This window comes from Nitrosomonas sp. (assembly GCF_024282095.1).
In the GTDB taxonomy this organism is placed as follows: Bacteria; Pseudomonadota; Gammaproteobacteria; order Burkholderiales; family Nitrosomonadaceae; genus Nitrosomonas.
In genome coordinates, this window is record NZ_JAMWZS010000045.1 from 1 (window position 1) to 20,198 (window position 20,198).

Sequence of the window (20,198 nt, forward strand, 5' to 3'; positions counted from 1 at the left end):
TTTCCAATTCGGTGCTAAGGCTCCAAGGCGGGCCACCGCGATGGCGGGATTGCAGCGGTATGCGGCGTCCTTGGCTGTCGATCACGACCAATTCCGCGATGGGGCCGTCTGTGGCAACCGCCATGATCTTAACCGGCGCATCGGTTGTGGGGTTGATAGGCGAGATCCAGATATGCGTCTCGTCGCTTTGTTCGCATGCATAGTCCTCGGCCAGCGCTACTGAAATTCCGCACCATGCCAGCAAGCATGCGAGGAAACAATTTGCGGCCTGGATTGGGAAACCCGGAAAATAGTCTCGATTCGGCTTGATCGTTATCATTCGTACATTCCTTCAAAGACTTTTTCTCATAAGATATGCACATATCTTTCAGCGGAATTTTCATTGCTTACAAAATGAATTATCTGAAAGTCTAGGAAAATTCTGGCACTGAGTAAAGCTAAACATTTAATCTGTGATGGGAGCATCATCTCCAAGGCATAAGCCTAGAAAATGCATCACGTGTAGATTTGAGTTAGTCATGTCTTCAATCGCTTCGTTACTGAGGTTTTCGTGCCCGATGCTAACCGACTACCTTTTAAAAGCAAGTATAGTCCAGGATAGACAGGGCGTCGTGTAGCATCCATATACTGGTTCATAGAGGGATCAATGATGTCGACTCGTATGAAGAAAAAATTTTCTTTAAATCGTAAACAACACGAAAATGCTTACATATAATTAACATATGCTGATAATTTGGCTTTGTTTTTTTATAGTGATGTTGTAGCATTTCCTTATTCAGTGTTTTAGAATGCGTCGATTAATGAGGGTAGATTTATGGACACAAATCGGATATGGCATTTAACAAATCCTACGGGTAATTACATTGCTCAGGTTTGTCAGAATGAAACTTCTCAGGCAGAAGCAGTTATCGGTTATATTAAAGAGGGCTTGCTTAATGATGAGTCGATTGTTGTTCTTGCCAGACCGGCTTTAAGGAAAGCTGTGATATCCGGAATAGATGCACTAGGTTTTGATATGCAGACTATCAGAGATCAAGGTCAAATCAAATTCTTTGATGCTCAGTTTTTGCTATCAAGTCTACTGATTGATGGCGTACTTGAAGAGCAGGTTTTTCAGGAATACGTAGGGGGCCCACTTCAAACTTTGCAATTAAGATATGGCAAAGTTCGAGTCTTTGGCGGAATGGTGGATATACTCTGGAAGGAAGGTCAATACAACACAGTTATGCAACTGGAAGATTTATGGAATGATTTATCCCAGAAACAAGAATTCTCACTTCTTTGTTCTTACTCTCTGGATGATCTTAATCCTAATGTTTATGATGAATCTTTTGAAAGTATTTGTAAATGCCATAAGCATTTGATTCCAGTAGAAAATTATGATTTATCAGAAGCCGGAGTGGGTGAGGCAGTGTTAGATGTTTTTGGTGCAGCTTGGAATCGCGTGGTGGGGAAGCTAGCGGAATCCAAAAAGATTTCAGATCAAATGCCTCAAACAACGCTGTTAAATTAAATGCAGCGAAACTCTTTGTGTTTCTTTAAGAAAAGAAACAGCGAATTCAAGTTCAATATACGCTTTGTGTAGGCTGTAACGAATTGCAAAACGATGCTGGTTTTATCATTAGCCAAGTTTATCGTGCTGATTATGCGGGTTGTAAATCTGTGGTCAGCCGAACTGATTCTTCCTTCATTACTCTGTAACACTCACAAGCTGCTGTTTCTAGTTTTGTTCTACTCTTAAGCTCTATGTGGCCGCGGTAATACTCGATGATTCCGGCTTCCTGCAATTTTTTTGCTGCTTCAGTTATGCTTTCACGACGAACCCCAAGTATATAAGCAATTGATTCTTGAGTCATTGATAAACTATTTGAATGCCCACGGTCAAAACTTGAAAGCAGCCAATAGCACAGTTGCTGTTCCAATGCATGACGTCGATTACACGCAGTTGCTTGTGACATTTGCATGAAAAGCGTTTGGGCATAGCGTAGTATCAATTTCTGCAGTGTTCCAGCGCGACGGCCTCCGCTACGGGATAATGCACTTTGTAACGATTTTATGGAAATTCGATAGCAGTAACCTGGTATGTTGATAATTGCTTGTGTCAACGCCACATCTCTACCCATTAAAGCTGAAACTCCCAGTATGCCTTCACTGCCAACCATTGCCACTTCTACGGACACACCATCTTCCAGACAACACAACAAAGATGCAGTAGCTGTAACGGGAAAATAGATGTATTGCAATTTGTCATAAGCTTCGAATAGTACTTCAGCACGAGACATTGTTGTCAATTCAAGGTGAGGTTCTAACAACTCAAACTCGGCCTGCCTAAGCGCATACAAAATATGATTTTCTCGAGGGTCGCAAGTTATTGTCATTTTCATATTATTAAGTTAAAAGTCTTGGTGTGATGCCTGCATCAAGGGAATATGTATCGATGGTAATCCAGGTGTTAAGTGCAATACCTCTGTTAAACAAAGCAGCAATTCACAAAGTAACTGGCAAATCTTGATGCATGTTATGCCAGAACTCCGGTTTAATCAAATTGGGCTTTGGAAGCAATGAGTGGTTTTGATTCAAAATTGGAAAAGAAGAGATATTAACTACAGAAGTTACAAAAGCAGTATGTACGAGAGCGAACAGACCTCCTTCAATCCTCTCGCTAGACTTCAAATGCACGTGAATTTCTCGTGTGAATGCAGTGCGCTTGATTGCATAGAACAGCGCTTACTCCCTGACACTTTTTAAGTGGATAGATTGCGTGCGGTGCTACTGATTTAAATAACAATTGAAGGAGAAGCTATGAAAACGACAAATGCATATAAACAAGACATTTTGGCAAAAAAAGTCATTGTGATTGCTGGCTTATCTGCTGTTTTGGGATTGGTTGGTTGCCAACAAGAAGGAACGGCTGAAAAGGCAGGGCAAAAACTGGACCGCTCGATTGAGAAGGCTGAACAAAAAATTGAGGGAACGACAAAGGAAGCGGAAATAAAACTGGATGATGCGAAAAAGTCACTCAATGAGAAAATTGAAGCGACTGATCAGTATATTAATGACTCAGTAATTACTATGAATGTTAAAAGAGCTATTCTTGATGATCCTTTGCTTAAAGTATTTGAAATTAAAGTAACTACGGTGAATGGCATCGTGCAACTGAGCGGTGCGCTCGATTCTAAAGAAAGCATTGATAAAGCGATGGAAGTAGTTGGAAGACAAAAAGATGTGAGATCTGTACAAAATGACTTGGTTGTAAAAACAGAAATACAAAGTAAAGAATAATGATTTATCTGGGTTATTTATTATGGTCAATTTTAGAATTTCAGTGAGTGCGCCGCAATCTTTTTCAGGTACTATCCGATTTCACTCACTCAAGAAATCAGCCTCCTAATGCCAATAGAAGTCAAAGAAAAATCCAAGGTTGCCATCGTGGCGGCCGTTCAACTGCCGAGTGTGAACGATGTAGAGTTCGAGGCATCGCTGAGCGAGCTGCGCGAGCTTGCAAAAACACTGGGATATGAGGTCGTCAAGACGTTCGTGCAGAAACGTGCCAGCTTCGACACGACGGCATATCTTGGCGTCGGCAAGCGCCAGGAAATACGCGGCTTCGTGAACAATGAAGCCGGATCCGCCGAGTTTGGAGAAATAATCACCAATCCTGATAGCCGAAGCATCGACACCATCTTGGTCGATCACGAGATCTCACCATCGCAGGCGCGCAATCTTGAAAATGAAGTCGGTTGCGAAGTGATGGACCGCACCATGGTCATTTTAGAAATCTTTCATCGGAATGCCCGTTCTCGCGCTGCGCGTGCTCAGGTAGAGATTGCACGTCTTGGGTACATGGCGCCACGTCTGCGTGAGGCGGCGAAGCTTGCCGGGCCGCAAGGACGACAGCGCAGCGGCGTCGGCGGCCGGGGAGGCGGCGAATCGCACACTGAGTTGGATCGACGCAAGATCCGTGATCGCATCGCCGAACTGCAACAGGAGATCGTGGCGATGGATGCGGAGCGCAAGACGCAGCGCGCGCGACGGCAAGAGCGCCAAGGGCTGGCCAGCGTGGCACTGGTCGGCTATACGAATGCAGGTAAATCCACCTTGATGCGGGCGCTCACGGGAAGTGAGGTGCTGGTTGCAAATAAACTTTTTGCCACGCTGGATACCACAGTACGAACTCTTCATCCGGAGAGCGTGCCACGTATACTCGTCAGCGACACGGTTGGTTTCATCAAGAACCTGCCGCACGGACTCGTCGCCTCATTTAAGTCAACGCTCGACGAGGCGTTGGATGCATCTTTGCTGCTTCATGTCATTGATGCCAGCGATCCCGGATTTGAGCGCCAGCTTGAGGTTACTGATCAAGTGCTTGTGGAGATCGGCGCGAATGTTGTGCCGCGCATCCGCATTTTCAACAAGATTGATCACGTCGGCGATGCAGCGGCGCAAGCGGAGCGCGACGCAGCCTTGCGGACGCAATATCCGGATTGCGTTGTGATGAGCGCACGCCGACCGGATGAGGTGGCGAAGCTGCGCCAGAAGATCGTGGCGTTTTTTCAGCAGAATCTGGTCGAAGCAGAACTTTTCCTGCCTTGGTCGGCGCAGCAACTGCGCGGGGGAATCTACGCAAGTTGTCAGGTGCTGGAAGAACGCTCAGACAGTGAGGGCGCCTTCTTCCGGGTTCGCGGCGAGCCTGGGGCTGTCGAAAATCTACGCGAACAGTTCGATCGGGTGCGATGAACTACTACAACTCAGCACCTGTGGTCTTTTTGCGCTGATAATTGCCTTGTTCACCGCTTTACTTATCGCAGTCAATTCTTTAGGATTCCAGTCAAACTACGAAGCCAGCGCATTGGCATTCCCACATATCTGCTGATTGGCATGTAACATTAGATCATGGCGATGTGAATGGACAATCAATACAGTTATTCAAGCGATGACTCATCTATTCAATGATCCGACAAAGTTTGCAGACGAACTGATCGAGGGGTTCGTCGCGGCACACCGTAACCAAATACACCCGGTTGATGGTGGCGTGATCCGCCGACATAAGGCTAAGCCTGGCCAGGTGGTGCTTGTTATCGGCGGCGGTTCCGGGCATTACCCGGCCTTTGGTGGTTTTGTTGGTGCGGGATTGGCGCACGGTGCTGCCATGGGGAATGTTTTTGCATCGCCATCGGCACAGCAGATTTGCAATGTGGCGCAGGCCGTGGATGCAGGTGGTGGTATCTTGTTCAGCTACGGCAATTATGCCGGCGACGTGCTCAATTTCAACCAGGCGCAAGAGCGTCTTTGTGCGATGGGCATTGACGTGCGCACGGTCGTTGTGACCGATGACACTGCATCCGCGCCTGTTGCGGAGAAACATAAACGCCGCGGCATTGCCGGCACTTTGCCGGTTTTCAAAGCCGCCGCTGTTGCCGCCGATGCAGGAAAATCTCTCGATGAAGTATGTCGCATAGCGACCGAAGCGAATGAACGCGTGCGGACACTGGGTGTTGCATTCTCCGGCTGCACGCTGCCAGGCGCCGGCAAACCGCTCTTCGAAGTGGCTGACGGAACGATGGAAATCGGCATGGGTATTCATGGCGAACCCGGCCTCTATCGAATGGATGCGCCGACTGCCGACGGTTTGGCGGAGATTCTGGTGAACAGGCTGCTGTCCGAGATTCCTGCGGTTGTCGGCAATTCGGATGGCGCGCGTATCGGCGTGATACTGAACAGTCTTGGTACCGTAAAACACGAAGAGTTGTTTGTTGTCTACCGCAAGGTCGACCAACTGTTGTGCGCGCGCGGATTGATCATTGTCGAGCCGGTAGTCGGTGAATTAATCACAAGCTTCGACATGGCAGGTATTTCACTGACGCTATTCTGGTTGAACGATGAACTTGAACAAAACTGGGTTGCGGCGGCGGATACCCCCGCATTTCATCGGGGTCATAGCACCCAACCTTATGGAGATAACGTCGATGTAGCCAAATTCTCCGGTAAGCGCCGATTAACAACCGGTTCCGCAGAATCACAAGTAGCTGCGATGGTGGCGTTTGCGGCACTCGAAGCTGCGCGTGAAGTGATTGATAAGGAACGAGAAGCGCTTGGTTGCCTGGATGCTGTTGCGGGAGACGGTGATCATGGCATAGGTATGCAACGTGGACTGGCAGCGGCGATCGCCGCGGCAAGGGAAGCACTGGACGCCAAGGTCGGCGTAGGCACATTGCTGATGGTTGCCGGCGACGCTTGGTCCGATCGGGCAGGTGGCACATCGGGTGCCTTGTGGGGAGTCATCCTGCGTAATCTGGGCGGCGTGCTGGGTGACGAAGCCATACCGACTGCTTCAGTCATTGCCGCCGGTATTGCCGCCGCGCTTCGCGGCGTCACGGATCTCGGTAAAGCGCAGTTAGGGGACAAGACTCTTGTCGATGTGCTCTATCCATTCTCAGCGGCACTTGCTCAGGGTGCATCATGTAATCGTTCGGTTTCCGCCAGTTGGACAGTCGCAGCCGCTATTGCTGATGAAGCGGCCCAGGCCACCAAAGATCTGCAGCCAAGGATTGGCCGCGCGCGCCCTCATGCGGAGCGGAGTATCGGCACACCCGATCCGGGTGCTGTTTCGATGGCGCTGATCATTCGCTCGGTTGATAAAACCATCAGAGCGCATTGTTCCTGACCGGCAGGTTGCGGAAGTTTGCAATACCGATTGACACGGTGTGAAAATTTTTCCAAAATTGCGACCCGTTTTATGGTTTACTGCCCGGTAGCGCGGGAGCAGAAGGGGCGCCCACATTGATATATTGCATCATGTAACGTAATTGAGAAAACCGATGCTGATGGCAATGGTGCTGTGATTTTATTTTGAAATTGATTTTTATAAGGTTAATACATATGAAAAAATTGCTTTTTGTTATTTTGGTTTCCATGGTGTTTTCAAACAATCTGTATGCAAAACCAGGTAAGAGCAGCGGATCAAAAGGTTCATTTGGTTCCAAGCCTGCGGCGACACAGCAGAAGAAAGCGGATACGCCAAGTCAAGCTGCGCCATCACCATCACCGGCAGCAGCCGGTTCAAACGCAGCGCCTGCGCCAGCCGCTAATGCGCCAGCTCAAAGTCCATCACTCATGCAATCGGTTATGCCGGCATTAGTCGGTGGTGCAGTTGGAAGCTATGTCGGTAGCAAGCTGGCCGATGATGGAAGCAGTGAGAAACCAGTAGAAGGCAATGAAGAAAAGAAAGAAGGGCAGTTAAAGCCGTAAGCGTTAGCCTAACAGGTTGTTGAAAAGTTATCTGCGGTACCGAAAAGCGGGTGTAAGATGCTCATTTGTCACGTATAAATTGTGCTTTCTCGCTTGTTTTTGCTTAGACCAGTTGCCCAGAAAATGTTTTTCAATGGCCTGCCAAATTGCATGAATCTGATTGAGGCTTGTACAAATTATTCGGGCTTTGTAATGGCTGCTTTGAGACTGCTGTATAATTCTCAAAATGACCTGGCCTGATTTCAGTTTAAGATTTCTCATCATGCAACAATCCCATTTGCTTGCGCTGCCACGATGAACAAAGCCCATCCGTTGGCATGGCATTCTGCGCTGACTTCTGTTTCTTATCATCAACGTAACTGGTTACAGGATCGTGGATCACTGACGCGCCGTATCCAGAGTCGTTGTGCGCATTTTTGTGTAAAGCGCATATTTCAGTCGCTTAGTAAAGTTTATGGGGATGAGTTGAATGTGATGGGGTTGCGTGCCGGTGAATTGGCGATGGTACGGGAAGTTTATCTGTATTGCAGCAGCACGCCGGTGGTATTTGCGCATTCTGTGGTAGCGCACAAGAATTTGCGGGGTGCGTGGCGGGGTTTGAGTGGGCTGGGTAATAAATCGCTGGGAACGGTTTTGTTTACCAATCCTAGAATCGAGCGCACACCGCTGGAATTCAAGAAAGTCAGTCAAGGTCATTTTCTGTATGACCGTGCGTGCGCCAAGTTGTCAACAAAACCGGCCTACCTGTGGGCGCGGCGCTCACTATTTACGTTGCATGGACAGTCGATTTTAGTGACCGAAGTGTTTTTACCGGCTATTCTGGATTTACCCTTATGAGCATTGCCAATCGAATTCAAATCTACGCGCAGCTGATGCGGCTCGATAAGCCGATCGGTATTCTTTTGCTGCTGTGGCCGATGTTGTGGGGGTTATGGTTTGCGGCGCGTGGGTTGCCGGATTGGCATATTCTAGTCATTTTCATCCTGGGTACGATCCTGATGCGCTCAGCAGGTTGTGTCATCAATGATTTTGCCGACCGTAACATCGATCCGCATGTCGAACGTACCAAGAACCGCCCGATGGCGGCTGGCCGGGTCAGCTCCAAAGAAGCTTTGCTACTGGCGACCGGGTTAAGTCTGTGCGCATTTGTGTTGATTTTGCCTTTGAATCAGTTGACGATTCTACTGTCTGTGCCGGCACTCTTTCTGGCGGGAACGTATCCATTCACCAAGCGTTTTTTTGCCATGCCGCAGGCTTATCTGGGTATTGCGTTCAGTTTTGGTATTCCGATGGCGTTTGCCGCACAAACGGATAGCTTGCCGTCCATCATCTGGCTGTTGATGTTGGCCAATCTGTTTTGGGTAATTGCGTATGACACGGCGTATGCCATGGTCGATAAGCCGGACGACTTGAAGATTGGTATCAAGACTTCTGCGATTACTTTCGGGCGCTTTGATGTAATGGGCGTAATGCTGTGTCATGCCTGCTTTATTATGATCATGATGGTCATCGGACAATTGCAACAGATGAATCTGGCCTATTACGCCGGATTGATGGTGGCAACGGGATTGGTGCTGTACCAATACATGTTGATCCGTAACCGTGACCGGGCGCTGTGTTTCAAGGCATTCTTGCACAATAACTGGGTAGGGATGGTGGTGTTTGCCGGAATCGCATTCGATTTCCTCATCTTTCAGAGCTAAGGATTCAATCATGCAATATAAAGATCTGCGCGATTTCATCGCACAATTGGAAGCCATGGGCGAACTCAAGCGCATTCAAACGGAGATCGATCCCTCGCTGGAAATGACGGAGATCTGTGATCGCATCCTGAAAGCGCAAGGCCCGGCAGTAATATTTGAGCATCCCAAAGGACATAGCATGCCGGTGCTGGGCAATCTGTTCGGCACGCCGAAACGGGTGGCGCTGGGGATGGGGCAGGAATCGGTTGAAGCGTTGCGCGAAGTCGGCAAGTTATTGGCTTATCTAAAAGAGCCCGATCCGCCGAAAGGACTGAAGGATGCCTGGAATAAATTGCCGGTGTTGAAACAAGTGCTGAATATGGCGCCGAAAGAGTTGAGCAGCGCGCCATGCCAGGAGATTGTGTGGGAAGGCAACGATGTCGATTTAAGCCGGATTCCGATTCAAACCTGCTGGCCAGGGGATGTTGCGCCGCTCATCACCTGGGGATTGACGGTCACGCGCGGGCCGAATAAAACCCGGCAGAATTTGGGTATTTACCGTCAACAGGTCATTGCGCCCAATAAAGTCATCATGCGCTGGCTGGCGCACCGTGGCGGGGCACTGGATTTTCGTGAATTCAGTCTCGCCAATCCGGGTAAGCCGTATCCGCTGGCGGTGGCTTTAGGTGCCGATCCTGCGACCATTCTAGGCGCGGTGACACCGGTGCCGGATAGTTTGAGCGAATACCAGTTCGCCGGTTTGTTGCGCGGCGCCAAAACAGAAGTAGTGAAATGTATCGGTAATGATCTGCAAGTGCCGGCAAGCGCAGAAATCGTGTTGGAAGGCGCTATCCATCCCGGCGAAACTGCGCTGGAAGGCCCTTATGGTGACCATACCGGTTATTACAATGAACAGGAAACTTTTCCGGTATTTACCATCGAGCGCATCACCATGCGCCGCAATCCGATTTATCATTCTACCTACACCGGAAAACCGCCTGATGAACCGGCGATTCTTGGCGTGGCGCTGAATGAAGTATTCGTGCCGTTGTTGCAAAAACAATTCCCGGAAATCACCGATTTTTACCTGCCGCCGGAAGGATGCTCGTACCGCATGGCGGTAGTCAGCATGAAGAAACAATATGCCGGGCATAGCAAGCGCGTGATGTTTGGTATCTGGAGCTTTTTGCGTCAGTTCATGTACACCAAATTCATTATTGTCACCGACGACGATATCAACGTGCGTGACTGGAAAGAAGTCATCTGGGCGATAACAACGCGGGTTGATCCGGTACGGGATACGTTGCTTGTTGAGAATACGCCGATCGATTATCTGGATTTCGCCAGCCCGATTTCAGGGTTGGGCGGCAAGATGGGGTTGGATGCGACGAACAAATGGCCGGGTGAAACGAATCGGGAGTGGGGGACGCCGATTGCGATGGATGATGCAGTCAAAAAGCGGGTGGATGCGATGTGGCAGGAGTTGGGAGTTTGATACATGCGCGAGATTTGGCATACCATTCTGCTGTTGACCATGAGCAATGTATTCATGACCTTTGCCTGGTATGCACATTTGAAAGAGCTGAACCACAAGCCGTGGATAATTGCTGCACTGATTAGCTGGGGCATCGCGTTTTTCGAGTATATGCTGCAAGTTCCCGCCAACCGCATTGGTTTTGCCGTACTATCTGTCGCGCAGCTCAAAATACTGCAGGAAATCATCACCCTGGCTGTTTTCGTACCGTTTGCGCTGCTGTATTTAAAGGAACCGCTGAAACTGGATTATTTGTGGGCCGCGCTATGTATGATAGGCGCGGTTTATTTTATGTTTCGTACACGCTAGCCATTAGAAATTTGCTAACAGGCCGTTGAAAAGCGATCTGCTAACAGGCGCTTCGCCGCTATTTTCCGCTCGTTGGTAATTTCGCCAAGCCCTAAGAATCGTTGTTGATGATCATATAAACGTACGGTATTAGCTGCTGGCATATTGCTGATATCTAGTGATGGACTGTGGATGATACGTCCTTGAACGATATGTAATGCCGCCAATTCATCCAAAGTGATTGCCGGAAATTTTTGTAATAAGCAATCGATGGGTAATAGACAGTTGTCCTGATCCATTGCAGCCATTTCTTCCAGTGCTGATAACGTGTGTGCTTGAGGCAAGTGAAAGCGATCAATCGATGTGCGCCGCAATTGCGTCAAATACGCGCCACCACAACCGAGCGCTTTGCCAATATCTTCCGCCAGTGTGCGGATATAAGTACCCGTTCCACACCGAACACTTAATTGCAATTCATTGCCTGTCAATGCGTTAATTTGTATTTCATGGATAACGATTTCACGTGCCGGGCGTTCAATGGTGCTGCCATTTCTTGCGTACACATATAATGGTTTTCCTTGATGCTTCAGCGCGCTGTACATCGGCGGCACTTGCATGATGGTGCCGATGAAACGCTGAAGTACTTGTTCACAAAATAATAAAGTGAGATTCCCGACATCTGTTATGAGTTGACTGATCTCGCCTTCCGCATCGCCCGTGGTACTTAGAAAACCAAGTTTTAAGGTTGCTTCATAGGTTTTATCAGCGCCTAATAATACCGATGAAAATTTAGTCGCTTCTCCAAAACAAAGTGGCAATAATCCGGTTGCCATCGGATCCAGTGTACCGGTATGACCGCATTTGGCAGCAGAAAAGAGTCGTTTTGCGATTTGTACCGCTTTATTGGAAGAGATGCCGTGTGGTTTGTCCAATAATAGAACACCACTGATGTTGCGCCTAATGGGTTTAATCGGATTGTTTGATGGAATCTTTGCGTGCTGCATGCATGCAGGTGTTTTAACTGTCGGAGTCTGTGTGATGGGAGATTTTATCCTGAGCGATTGCTTCGTCAATTAATTTTGACAAGCGAACGCCGCGTTCTACGGATTCATCATAGATAAATTGCAATTGTGGCGTCACTCTTAACTTCATCCGATGCGACAAACTTGAACGTAAAAAACCTTTGGCATGATCAAGTCCAATTTCGACCAAGAAAAGGTCTTCTTTACTGGCTAATGTCGTGTAAAAAACTTTGGCATGACTATAGTCGCGAGTCACTTCAACAGCGGTAATGGTAATTTGCCCTACACGGGGATCTTTGATTTCGTGTTGCATGAGATCTGCCAATTCACGCTGTATCTGATCAGCGACGCGTAATGTGCGGGAGTAGTCTTTGGGCATCGGATTGGCTGGTTAACGCACTTGTTATAGAAACCGCGCTGTTTCGACGATTTCATAAACTTCCAGCTGATCCCCTACTTGGATATCATTATAGTTTTTTAGGGACAAGCCACATTCAAAACCTTCTCTGACTTCCCTTGCATCATCTTTAAAGCGTTTCAGTGAATCCAGTTCGCAGCTGTGTATGACCAAACCATCGCGTAATACTCTGATCAATGAGTTTCTTTTGACGATACCATCCACGACATAGCACCCGGCGACAACACCTACCTTTGGAATACGATAAATTTCACGAATATCCACCAGTCCCACAATATGTTCTTTACGATCCGGTGACATCATGCCGGAAAGCGCGGCTTTAACTTCGTCGACCGCTTCATAAATGATGTTGTAGTAACGTACATCAACGCCGCTTGATGCGATCAGTTTGCGTGCACTGGCATCCGCACGCACATTAAAACCAATCACAACAGCTTTTGATGCCAACGATAAATTGATATCCGATTCAATAATGGCGCCAACGCCGCTATGAATAATATTTACCTTCACTTCATCGGTTGAGAGTTTTTCCAGCGCATAAGCCAATGCTTCACAGGAGCCTTGCACATCCGCTTTGATAATCAAAGTCAGTATCTTGACGTCTTGTTGTTGATCGAAAACATTCTCAAGTTTTGCTGCTTGCTGCTTGGCAAATTTGACGTCACGATATTTTCCTTGACGGAACAGGGCAATTTCCCGTGCCTTGCGTTCGTCGTCCAATACAAAAACAATTTCACCGGCTTCAGGTACTTCCGATAAGCCTTGAATTTCGACCGGAATGGATGTGCCGGCCTGCTTGATCGCCTTACCATTCTCATCGTTCATGGCACGTACCTTGCCATACACCGCACCGGCCAGTAAAACGTCACCGCGTTTTAACGTTCCGGATTGCACCAGAATGGTTGCTACCGGGCCGCGCCCTTTATCCAAACGTGATTCGATCACCACACCCTTGGCCGGTGTTTGTGTGGGTGCTTTCAGTTCCAGCACTTCCGCTTGCAGTAATATGCTTTCCAGTAAATTATCGACACCTTGACCGGTTTTGGCAGATACTTCGACAAACATGGTATCGCCGCCCCAATCTTCCGGTACCACGCTATGTGCGACTAATTCGTGCCTAATTCTTTCGGTATTTGCTTCTGGCTTATCTATTTTGTTCACTGCGACGATAATAGGAATTTTTGCTGCTTTCGCATGATGAACTGCTTCAATCGTTTGCGGCATTACGCCATCGTCTGCGGCGACCACCAGAATGACAATATCGGTAATTTTTGTACCGCGTGCGCGCATGGCAGTAAATGCTTCATGCCCCGGTGTATCCAGAAAGGTAATCATGCCATGGTCGGTTTCTACATGATAAGCGCCGATATGCTGCGTGATACCGCCGGCTTCACCGCCAGCAACTCGGGTGCGGCGAATATAATCCAGTAAAGAAGTTTTGCCATGATCGACATGTCCCATCACGGTCACCACAGGTGCGCGCGGAACCAATTCTGCTTCAGTAACAGGTGTGTCGCTATCCGCAAGGAAATTTTCCGGATTGTCCATTTCAGCATATTTTGCAATATGCCCCATTTCTTCTACGACAATCATGGCAGTATCCTGGTCCAGCATTTGATTGATGGTCACCATGCTGCCCATTTTCATGAGCACTTTAATGACATCTGCTGCTTTAACCGACATTTTTTGCGCCAACGCACTCACAGAAATTGTTTCCGGGACCATGATTTCGCGCACAATAGGCTCTGTTGGCGCGGAAAAGCCGTGAATATTTGGTTCTTCTACCTGATGAACTGGCTTGCTATGTTTATCCCTACGGGTACGCCAACCCTGGCCTGTAGAAAGATCACCACGCGTTTTAACACTACGCTTTTTAGTGCTTTCATCTTTCCATACCACTTGTTGTTTGGCTTGTTTCTTTTTCTTATCGGTTTTTTCTTCAGGTTTTCCTGCAGGTTTGTGTAGTGTTCCTTCAGTAGAATTTGATTGAGCTTCGCTGGATTGCGCAGGTTCAGTTTTTTTGCCAGATTCTGTTTGCGCATCAATTCCTGATCCTGCAGCGATAGCAGGTGTCGATGTGGTTGTTTCCGCTGGTTGACCGGAAGCAGTGATTACCTCTTCGTTCTTCTTGATATCTTCAGTGAATTCGGGTTTCTTACGTGCTTTCTTTTGCTTAATTTCCTCAGCTTGGCGTGCCATCAACTCCGCTTGTTTTCTTGCTTCTTCACTACGTAACGCTAATTGTTCTGCATCAATGACAGATTCTCTAGCAGGCTGACTGGTTATGTCGGCCGACTTGGTTGCAGGTGGGGTGGATTCCAGATCCTCGGAAACTGGTTTTGTCAGCACACGCCTTTTTCTAACTTCCACCTGAATGGTGCGTGCTCTGCCAGTACCATCCGATTTTCGGATTTCTGAGGTTTGACGGCGAGTTAACGTAACTTTATTTTTAGTTTCGGCAGATCCATGAGTTTTTCTCAGATAATCAAGAAGTTGAGACTTATCCTGTTCTGTCAAACTGTCTTCTGCTAATGTTTTCTTTACACCAGCGGCTTTAAGTTGTTCCAACAAAACTGTTGGCAACAAGCCTAGTTCATTAGCAAATTGTTCTACACTCATTTGAGCCATTTATAACCTTTCAGCAATCAAAACTACAACCAGGTTTCTATCAAAATAAATAATTTCTGATACTTTATATTATTAATCGATAATTTAAATCAAGTAAACCACGGTTCACGTGCTTTCATAATCAGACGGTTTGCATGCTCGATATCGATACCTGTCATTTCAACCAGATCATCGGCAGCTAAATCAGCCAGATCAGCTTGCGTATTAATACCTTTTGATGCCAATTCTCGGACAATATTAATATCCATTCCTTCTAATGCAAGTAGATCTTCAGCAACATGCTCCACTTTTTCTTCATTGGCAATGGCATCTGTCAGCAGTACATTGCGGGCTCGATTACGTATTTCATTGACAGTCTCTTCATCCAAAGACTCGATTTCCAACATTTCGTTGAGCGGAACGTAAGCCACTTCTTCCAACGTAACAAAGCCTTCTTGTGCCAGTATTTCTGCAATTTCCTCATCAACATCCAATTTTTGCATAAAAAGCTGACATATTTGTGACGATTCTTTTTCATGTTTGGCTTTAGATTCGTCTACCGTCATGATGTTAAGTTCCCAGCCGGTCAACTCGGAGGCAAGCCGTACATTTTGTCCACCACGACCGATTGCCTGAGCCAGATTATCATCATCAACCACAATATCCATACTATGCTTTTCTTCATCAACCATGATGCTACTAATTTCTGCGGGCGCCAATGCATTAATGATGAACGTTGCAGGATCGTCCGACCACAATACAATGTCAACACGCTCTCCGGCCAATTCGCTGATAACCGCCTGTACTCTGGATCCACGCATGCCTACACAGGTACCGATCGGATCAACGCGCGGATCATTTGACTTGACTGCAATTTTAGCGCGTGATCCGGGGTCTCGTGCGGCTACTTTAATTTCCAACAGACCTTCTTCTATTTCCGGTACTTCCAATTCAAACAGTTTCATCAGAAATTCAGGGGAAATACGAGAAAGTTTTAACTGTGGACCTCTGGAGGTGCGATCGACTTTGTACAAATAAGCACGAACTCGATCACCCACCCGCAGGTTTTCTTTCGGTATTATTTGATCACGTGGCAATTCGGCTTCAATTTTCCCGGATTCAATAATGGCATTGCCGCGTTCCATGCGTTTTATTGTTCCGGTCACTAAATAATCCTCTCTTTCAAGAAAATCATTCAGTGTTTGTTCACGCTCTGCATCACGTATTTTCTGGAATATTACCTGTTTCGCTGCTTGTGCACCAATACGTCCGAATTCGATGGGCTCCAATGGTTCTTCACTATAATCGCCCAGCTGAATGTCATGATTGATTTTTTTTGCATCGCTTAAAGAGATCTGACGGGCAGGATCTTCTACAATATCGTCCTCTACCACCAGCCAGCGGCGAAAAGATTGATAATCTCCCGTTACTCTGTCAATAGAAACACGTGTTTCAATATCTTCTTGAAAGCGTTTCTTTGTAGCGGATGCCAATGCAAGCTCCAAAGCTGTGAAGACGATTTCTTTTTCAACAGATTTTTCACGTGCCAATGCATCAACCAACAGTAAAATTTCGCGGCTCATAGTCCTCCAGCCAAACTTTTATATACCTACAATTTTGGAACCAAACGCGCTTTTCCAAGGTTACTCAATTCAAGGTCTAACAATTTTCCTTCGACTTCAAGTTTTATTATGCCATCATTTATTTCCCGTAAAACCCCCACAAAATTTCTTTGCCCTTGGATAGGAATACGCAGCTTCAATTTAACGGTTTCTCCTCGAAATCGGAGAAAGTCAGCTTCTTTCCGCAGAGGTCTGTCAAGTCCCGGAGAAGAAACTTCTAACCGGCCATAATCAATATTTTCAACAGCAAACAATCGACCCAAGTGATTACTGATTGCCACGCAATCATCGATATCGATGCCACCTTTTTTATCTACAAAGATTCTTAATAACTTGTTGTGTGCTAATCGTTCCACTTCGACCAACTCATAACCCATTCCTTCCAGAGTCGATTCCAGCAATTCTTCCAGTGCCATAGCTCCGCCACAAATAAAAAATGGGCTGAAAAAGCCCATCGCATCTATTGGCGCATTCTATCAAAAATTTATAAAATATGAAACATAAACTTCGCCAGATGTAATACCTTAGCGATGATTAACACATATTTTTCCGTCTGTCATGGCTCTTATTTTTTGATGATTACCGATCACAAACTGTGTACTTGGAAGTAAGAAGTGCTAATGACACATAATGCCAGTGATACAATTCTTGCAAACGTAATGAACAAAAGAAATACGGAGAAATAGCATGTCAACCATTGAGTCAGTTTTGAATGAAACCCGTGTTTTTCCGCCTAGAGAGGAATTTGCCAGAAAAGCCAATATATCCAGTATTCAAGTCTATCGAGCTTTGTATGCAGAAGCCGAATCGGATTATCAGCGTTTTTGGGCAAGGCAGGCTAGCGAACAGATTCTTTGGCATAAGCCTTTTACACAAGTACTGGATGACCGGACGCCACCGTTCTATCAATGGTTCGCCGATGGTGTGCTCAATGTTTCCTATAACTGCCTTGATCGGCACTTGGCAACACAGGCGGATAAAGTCGCTATCATTTTTGAATCGGATGAAGGTGAAGTCATACAATCGACTTATCGTGAGCTCCATCAACGCGTCTGTCAGCTGGCCAATGCGCTGAAATCAAACAATGTTAAGAAAGGCGATCGTGTCATTATTTATATGCCGATGCGCATTGAAGCGGTGGTTGCCATGCAAGCTTGTGCACGTATTGGTGCCATTCACTCAGTGGTGTTTGGCGGATTTTCTGCCAAAAGTTTGCATGAGCGCATCACGGATGCCGGTGCAATCGCTGTTATTACAGCCGATGAGCAGGTGCGTGGTGGCAAGCATAATCCGCTCAAGGCAACCGTTGATGAAGCCATGAACATGATGGACACCATGTCAGTGAAATGTGTGGTGGTGTACCGACGCACTGGCGCAGACATACCGTTTAATCCGGCACGTGATGTCTGGTGGCATGAAATTACGCAGAATGCCAGTACGCATTGCGAACCGGAATGGGTTAACGCGGAACATCCTTTGTTCACGCTATATACTTCCGGATCAACGGGTAAACCCAAAGGGGTACAACATTCCAGTGCAGGTTACTTGTTGGGAACCAAAGTCAGCATGCAATGGATTTTTGATTACAAGCCTGCGGATGTGTTTTGGTGTACCGCCGATGTCGGCTGGATTACCGGCCACAGCTACGTTACCTACGGCCCTCTCGCGATGGGTGCGACCCAAGTGATTTTTGAAGGCATTCCGACTTACCCGAATGCCGGGCGTTTTTGGGAAATTATTCAGAAACATAAAGTCACTACTTTTTACACTGCGCCCACGGCAATTCGTTCGCTGATCAAACTGGGAGCGGATTTGCCGACGCAATATGATCTCTCGTCATTACGTTTGTTGGGCTCAGTGGGTGAACCGATTAATCCTGAAGCCTGGATGTGGTTTTATGAAAAAGTGGGGCAATCGCGTTGTCCCATTGTCGATACGTGGTGGCAAACGGAAACGGGATGCCATATGATCGCGCCAACGCCGGGTGCAGTTGCGCTCAAACCCGGTTCGTGTACTTTTCCATTGCCGGGAATTCTTGCAGCGATTGTCGATGAAGCTGGTCATGATGTGGAAAACGGTAAAGGCGGTTTTTTGGTGATCAAACAACCTTTTCCTTCACAAATCCGCACACTTTGGGGGGATCCGGAGCGTTTCAAGAAAGCTTATTTTCCGGAAGATATGGGTCATGGAAAGTATTATCTGGCGGGTGATTCTGCATACCGTGATAGGGATGGTTACTTTTGGATCATGGGACGCATCGATGATGTTCTGAATGTATCCGGGCATCGGTTAGGAACCATGGAAATTGAATCCGCCCTGGTAGCGCACCCGTTGGTCGCAGAAGCGGCTGTGGTCGGAAAGCCGCATGAAATCAAAGGAGAAGTTGTCATTGCTTTTGTGGTATTAAAAGGCCAATATCCACAGGGAGAAGAGGTTACTCAAATTATTCATACACTGCGTGAATGGGTGGCGAAAGAAATTGGTCCGATTGCCAAACCTGAGGAAATTCGCTTTGGAGAAAATCTACCTAAGACCCGATCTGGTAAAATTATGCGCCGATTATTACGTGTACTCGCCAAAGGTGAAGAAATAACCCAGGATATTTCCACACTGGAAAACCCGGCCATTCTTGAACAATTAAAGCACCCATCTAAATAATACCAAGTATTTGCGCATCGCCAAGCGCTTGCGGATAAACCCGGAGAAATATGTCATTACCACTTGTTACAGATTACGAACACGGCATCAGTGCCATTGATGCGCAGTTTCATCGCCCCAAACGGGCGGCGATTCACTTGCTCGTTGAAAAAGGCGTCGCTGCACTCATTGATACCGGCACATCTTTTTCCATACCGGGTGTCATTGAGTCACTTAAACAAAAAAATATTGCGATTGAAGATGTTGCCTATGTCATATTGACACATATTCATCTTGATCATGCCGGCGGTGCAAGCGAATGCATGCGTCTTTTTCCAAACGCCCAACTGGTTGTCCATCCGCGCGGCGCGAGTCATATGGCGAATCCTGCACGGCTTGTCGCGGGTGCGATGAGTGTCTATGGAGAAACAGAGTTTAAGCGCGTATATGGCGAGATTTATCCGATTGATGTCGAGCGAATCATTGAAGTGCCTGATGAAAGTCGCATTGATCTGAATGGCCGTTCATTACTATTTCTCGACACGCCAGGCCATGCGCGTCACCATAATTGCATCTATGATGAACGCAGTCAGTCTTTTTTTACCGGTGACACCTTTGGTGTTTCGTACCGGGAATTTGATGTCAATGGTTTGGAATTTGTTTTTCCCACGACTTCACCGGTGCAATTTGATCCTGAGGCAGCGCACGCTTCAATAGATCGTATTATGCGCTATGAGCCGCGTTATGCTTATCTTACGCACTATAGTCAGATTGGTAATTTAGCGCATCATGCAAAATCCATGCACATCCTGATTGATGCGCATGTGGAAATCGCTCAACGTGCAAAGGATAGTGGATCTGATAGGCAAACGATTATTTCGGATGCGTTGAGAAAATTGCTGTTACAGCGATTATCAGAGCATGGTTGTCGTCTACCGCAAGCTGAAATTGATGAACTTCTGCGCTCAGACATCCGCTTGAATGCGCAAGGACTGATTCATTGGCTTGACCAACCCACCGAGCGCTTCAAACAATTATGATTTTGCGTTTTGTATCATCGTATCTGTAAGAATCACTAGCGTTGTTTACAGTATTTGGGAGAATACTGTAAATGAACATACATAAACGCACCCGATTAAC

General features: G+C 47.0%; 17 protein-coding genes and 1 pseudogene. 11 read left to right on the forward strand and 7 right to left on the reverse strand.

The genetic code is table 11. The features are described 5' to 3' along the window. A pseudogene (locus Q0K92_RS11325) lies at nt 1–319 on the reverse strand (hypothetical protein); the annotation flags it as partial. Nucleotides 320–814: 495 nt separating this feature from the next. On the opposite strand from Q0K92_RS11325, the gene Q0K92_RS11330 reads away from it, so the two are divergent. Continuing rightward, the gene (locus Q0K92_RS11330; RefSeq protein WP_297325910.1) at nt 815–1,513 is read left to right on the forward strand and encodes an MEDS domain-containing protein; all 699 of its coding nucleotides are present in this window, start codon (nt 815–817) and stop codon (nt 1,511–1,513) included. Nucleotides 1,514–1,643: 130 nt separating this feature from the next. Here the strand turns inward: Q0K92_RS11330 and Q0K92_RS11335 are convergent, their stop codons facing one another. Beyond that, the gene (locus Q0K92_RS11335; RefSeq protein ID WP_297325911.1) at nt 1,644–2,384 is read right to left on the reverse strand and encodes a Crp/Fnr family transcriptional regulator; all 741 of its coding nucleotides are present in this window, start codon (nt 2,382–2,384) and stop codon (nt 1,644–1,646) included. Between the two features lie 418 nt (nt 2,385–2,802). On the opposite strand from Q0K92_RS11335, the gene Q0K92_RS11340 reads away from it, so the two are divergent. The 8 genes from Q0K92_RS11340 (at nt 2,803) to Q0K92_RS11375 (ending at nt 10,773) form a co-directional block, all read left to right on the forward strand. After that, nucleotides 2,803–3,282 (forward strand): BON domain-containing protein, encoded by a 480-nt coding sequence (locus tag Q0K92_RS11340; protein ID WP_297325912.1) that lies wholly within the window; start codon nt 2,803–2,805, stop codon nt 3,280–3,282. 108 nt (nt 3,283–3,390) lie between these two features. After that, entirely contained in the window at nt 3,391–4,737 is a 1,347-nt protein-coding gene (gene hflX, locus Q0K92_RS11345; RefSeq protein WP_297325913.1) for a GTPase HflX, read from the forward strand. A gap of 196 nt (nt 4,738–4,933) precedes the next feature. Then, on the forward strand, nt 4,934–6,664 hold the full coding sequence (locus Q0K92_RS11350) for a dihydroxyacetone kinase family protein (RefSeq protein ID WP_297325914.1): 1,731 nt from the start codon (nt 4,934–4,936) through the stop codon (nt 6,662–6,664). A 215-nt stretch (nt 6,665–6,879) separates the two neighbouring features. Continuing rightward, complete coding sequence (locus Q0K92_RS11355; protein WP_297325915.1) at nt 6,880–7,248, forward strand: hypothetical protein; 369 nt, start codon at nt 6,880–6,882, stop codon at nt 7,246–7,248. A 294-nt stretch (nt 7,249–7,542) separates the two neighbouring features. Beyond that, entirely contained in the window at nt 7,543–8,085 is a 543-nt protein-coding gene (locus Q0K92_RS11360; protein WP_297325916.1) for a chorismate lyase, read from the forward strand. Continuing rightward, nucleotides 8,082–8,951, forward strand: a complete 870-nt coding sequence (ubiA, locus tag Q0K92_RS11365; RefSeq protein WP_297325917.1) for a 4-hydroxybenzoate octaprenyltransferase — start codon at nt 8,082–8,084, stop codon at nt 8,949–8,951. The genes Q0K92_RS11360 and ubiA overlap by 4 nt, the downstream gene beginning before the upstream one ends. A gap of 10 nt (nt 8,952–8,961) precedes the next feature. Then, entirely contained in the window at nt 8,962–10,425 is a 1,464-nt protein-coding gene (gene ubiD, locus Q0K92_RS11370) for a 4-hydroxy-3-polyprenylbenzoate decarboxylase (RefSeq protein ID WP_297325918.1), read from the forward strand. Nucleotides 10,426–10,428: 3 nt separating this feature from the next. Beyond that, nucleotides 10,429–10,773: a DMT family protein gene (locus Q0K92_RS11375; RefSeq protein WP_297325919.1), complete on the forward strand. Its 345-nt coding sequence runs from the start codon at nt 10,429–10,431 to the stop codon at nt 10,771–10,773. A 14-nt stretch (nt 10,774–10,787) separates the two neighbouring features. On the opposite strand, the gene truB is transcribed toward Q0K92_RS11375, so the two are convergent. The 5 genes from truB to rimP all read right to left on the reverse strand — a co-directional run bounded on the left by truB (nt 10,788) and on the right by rimP (nt 16,837). After that, nucleotides 10,788–11,756 (reverse strand): tRNA pseudouridine(55) synthase TruB, encoded by a 969-nt coding sequence (gene truB, locus Q0K92_RS11380; RefSeq protein ID WP_297325920.1) that lies wholly within the window; start codon nt 11,754–11,756, stop codon nt 10,788–10,790. 13 nt (nt 11,757–11,769) lie between these two features. Next, nucleotides 11,770–12,153, reverse strand: coding sequence for a 30S ribosome-binding factor RbfA (gene rbfA, locus Q0K92_RS11385; protein ID WP_297325921.1), 384 nt, complete (start codon nt 12,151–12,153; stop codon nt 11,770–11,772). Between the two features lie 24 nt (nt 12,154–12,177). Next, the gene (gene infB / locus Q0K92_RS11390) at nt 12,178–14,820 is read right to left on the reverse strand and encodes a translation initiation factor IF-2 (protein ID WP_297325922.1); all 2,643 of its coding nucleotides are present in this window, start codon (nt 14,818–14,820) and stop codon (nt 12,178–12,180) included. An 89-nt stretch (nt 14,821–14,909) separates the two neighbouring features. Continuing rightward, nucleotides 14,910–16,382 carry a transcription termination factor NusA gene (gene nusA, locus Q0K92_RS11395; RefSeq protein ID WP_297325923.1) on the reverse strand — a complete coding sequence of 491 codons (1,473 nt, stop codon included), beginning with the start codon at nt 16,380–16,382 and terminating at the stop codon, nt 14,910–14,912. 26 nt (nt 16,383–16,408) lie between these two features. Continuing rightward, entirely contained in the window at nt 16,409–16,837 is a 429-nt protein-coding gene (rimP, locus tag Q0K92_RS11400; RefSeq protein WP_297325924.1) for a ribosome maturation factor RimP, read from the reverse strand. Nucleotides 16,838–17,108: 271 nt separating this feature from the next. Between rimP and acs the strand changes: the two genes are divergently transcribed. Both acs and Q0K92_RS11410 read left to right on the forward strand, forming a co-directional pair. Next, nucleotides 17,109–19,079, forward strand: coding sequence for an acetate--CoA ligase (gene acs / locus Q0K92_RS11405; protein ID WP_297325925.1), 1,971 nt, complete (start codon nt 17,109–17,111; stop codon nt 19,077–19,079). 50 nt (nt 19,080–19,129) lie between these two features. Next, nucleotides 19,130–20,098 (forward strand): MBL fold metallo-hydrolase, encoded by a 969-nt coding sequence (locus Q0K92_RS11410; protein ID WP_297325926.1) that lies wholly within the window; start codon nt 19,130–19,132, stop codon nt 20,096–20,098. Nucleotides 20,099–20,198 lie beyond the last annotated feature (100 nt).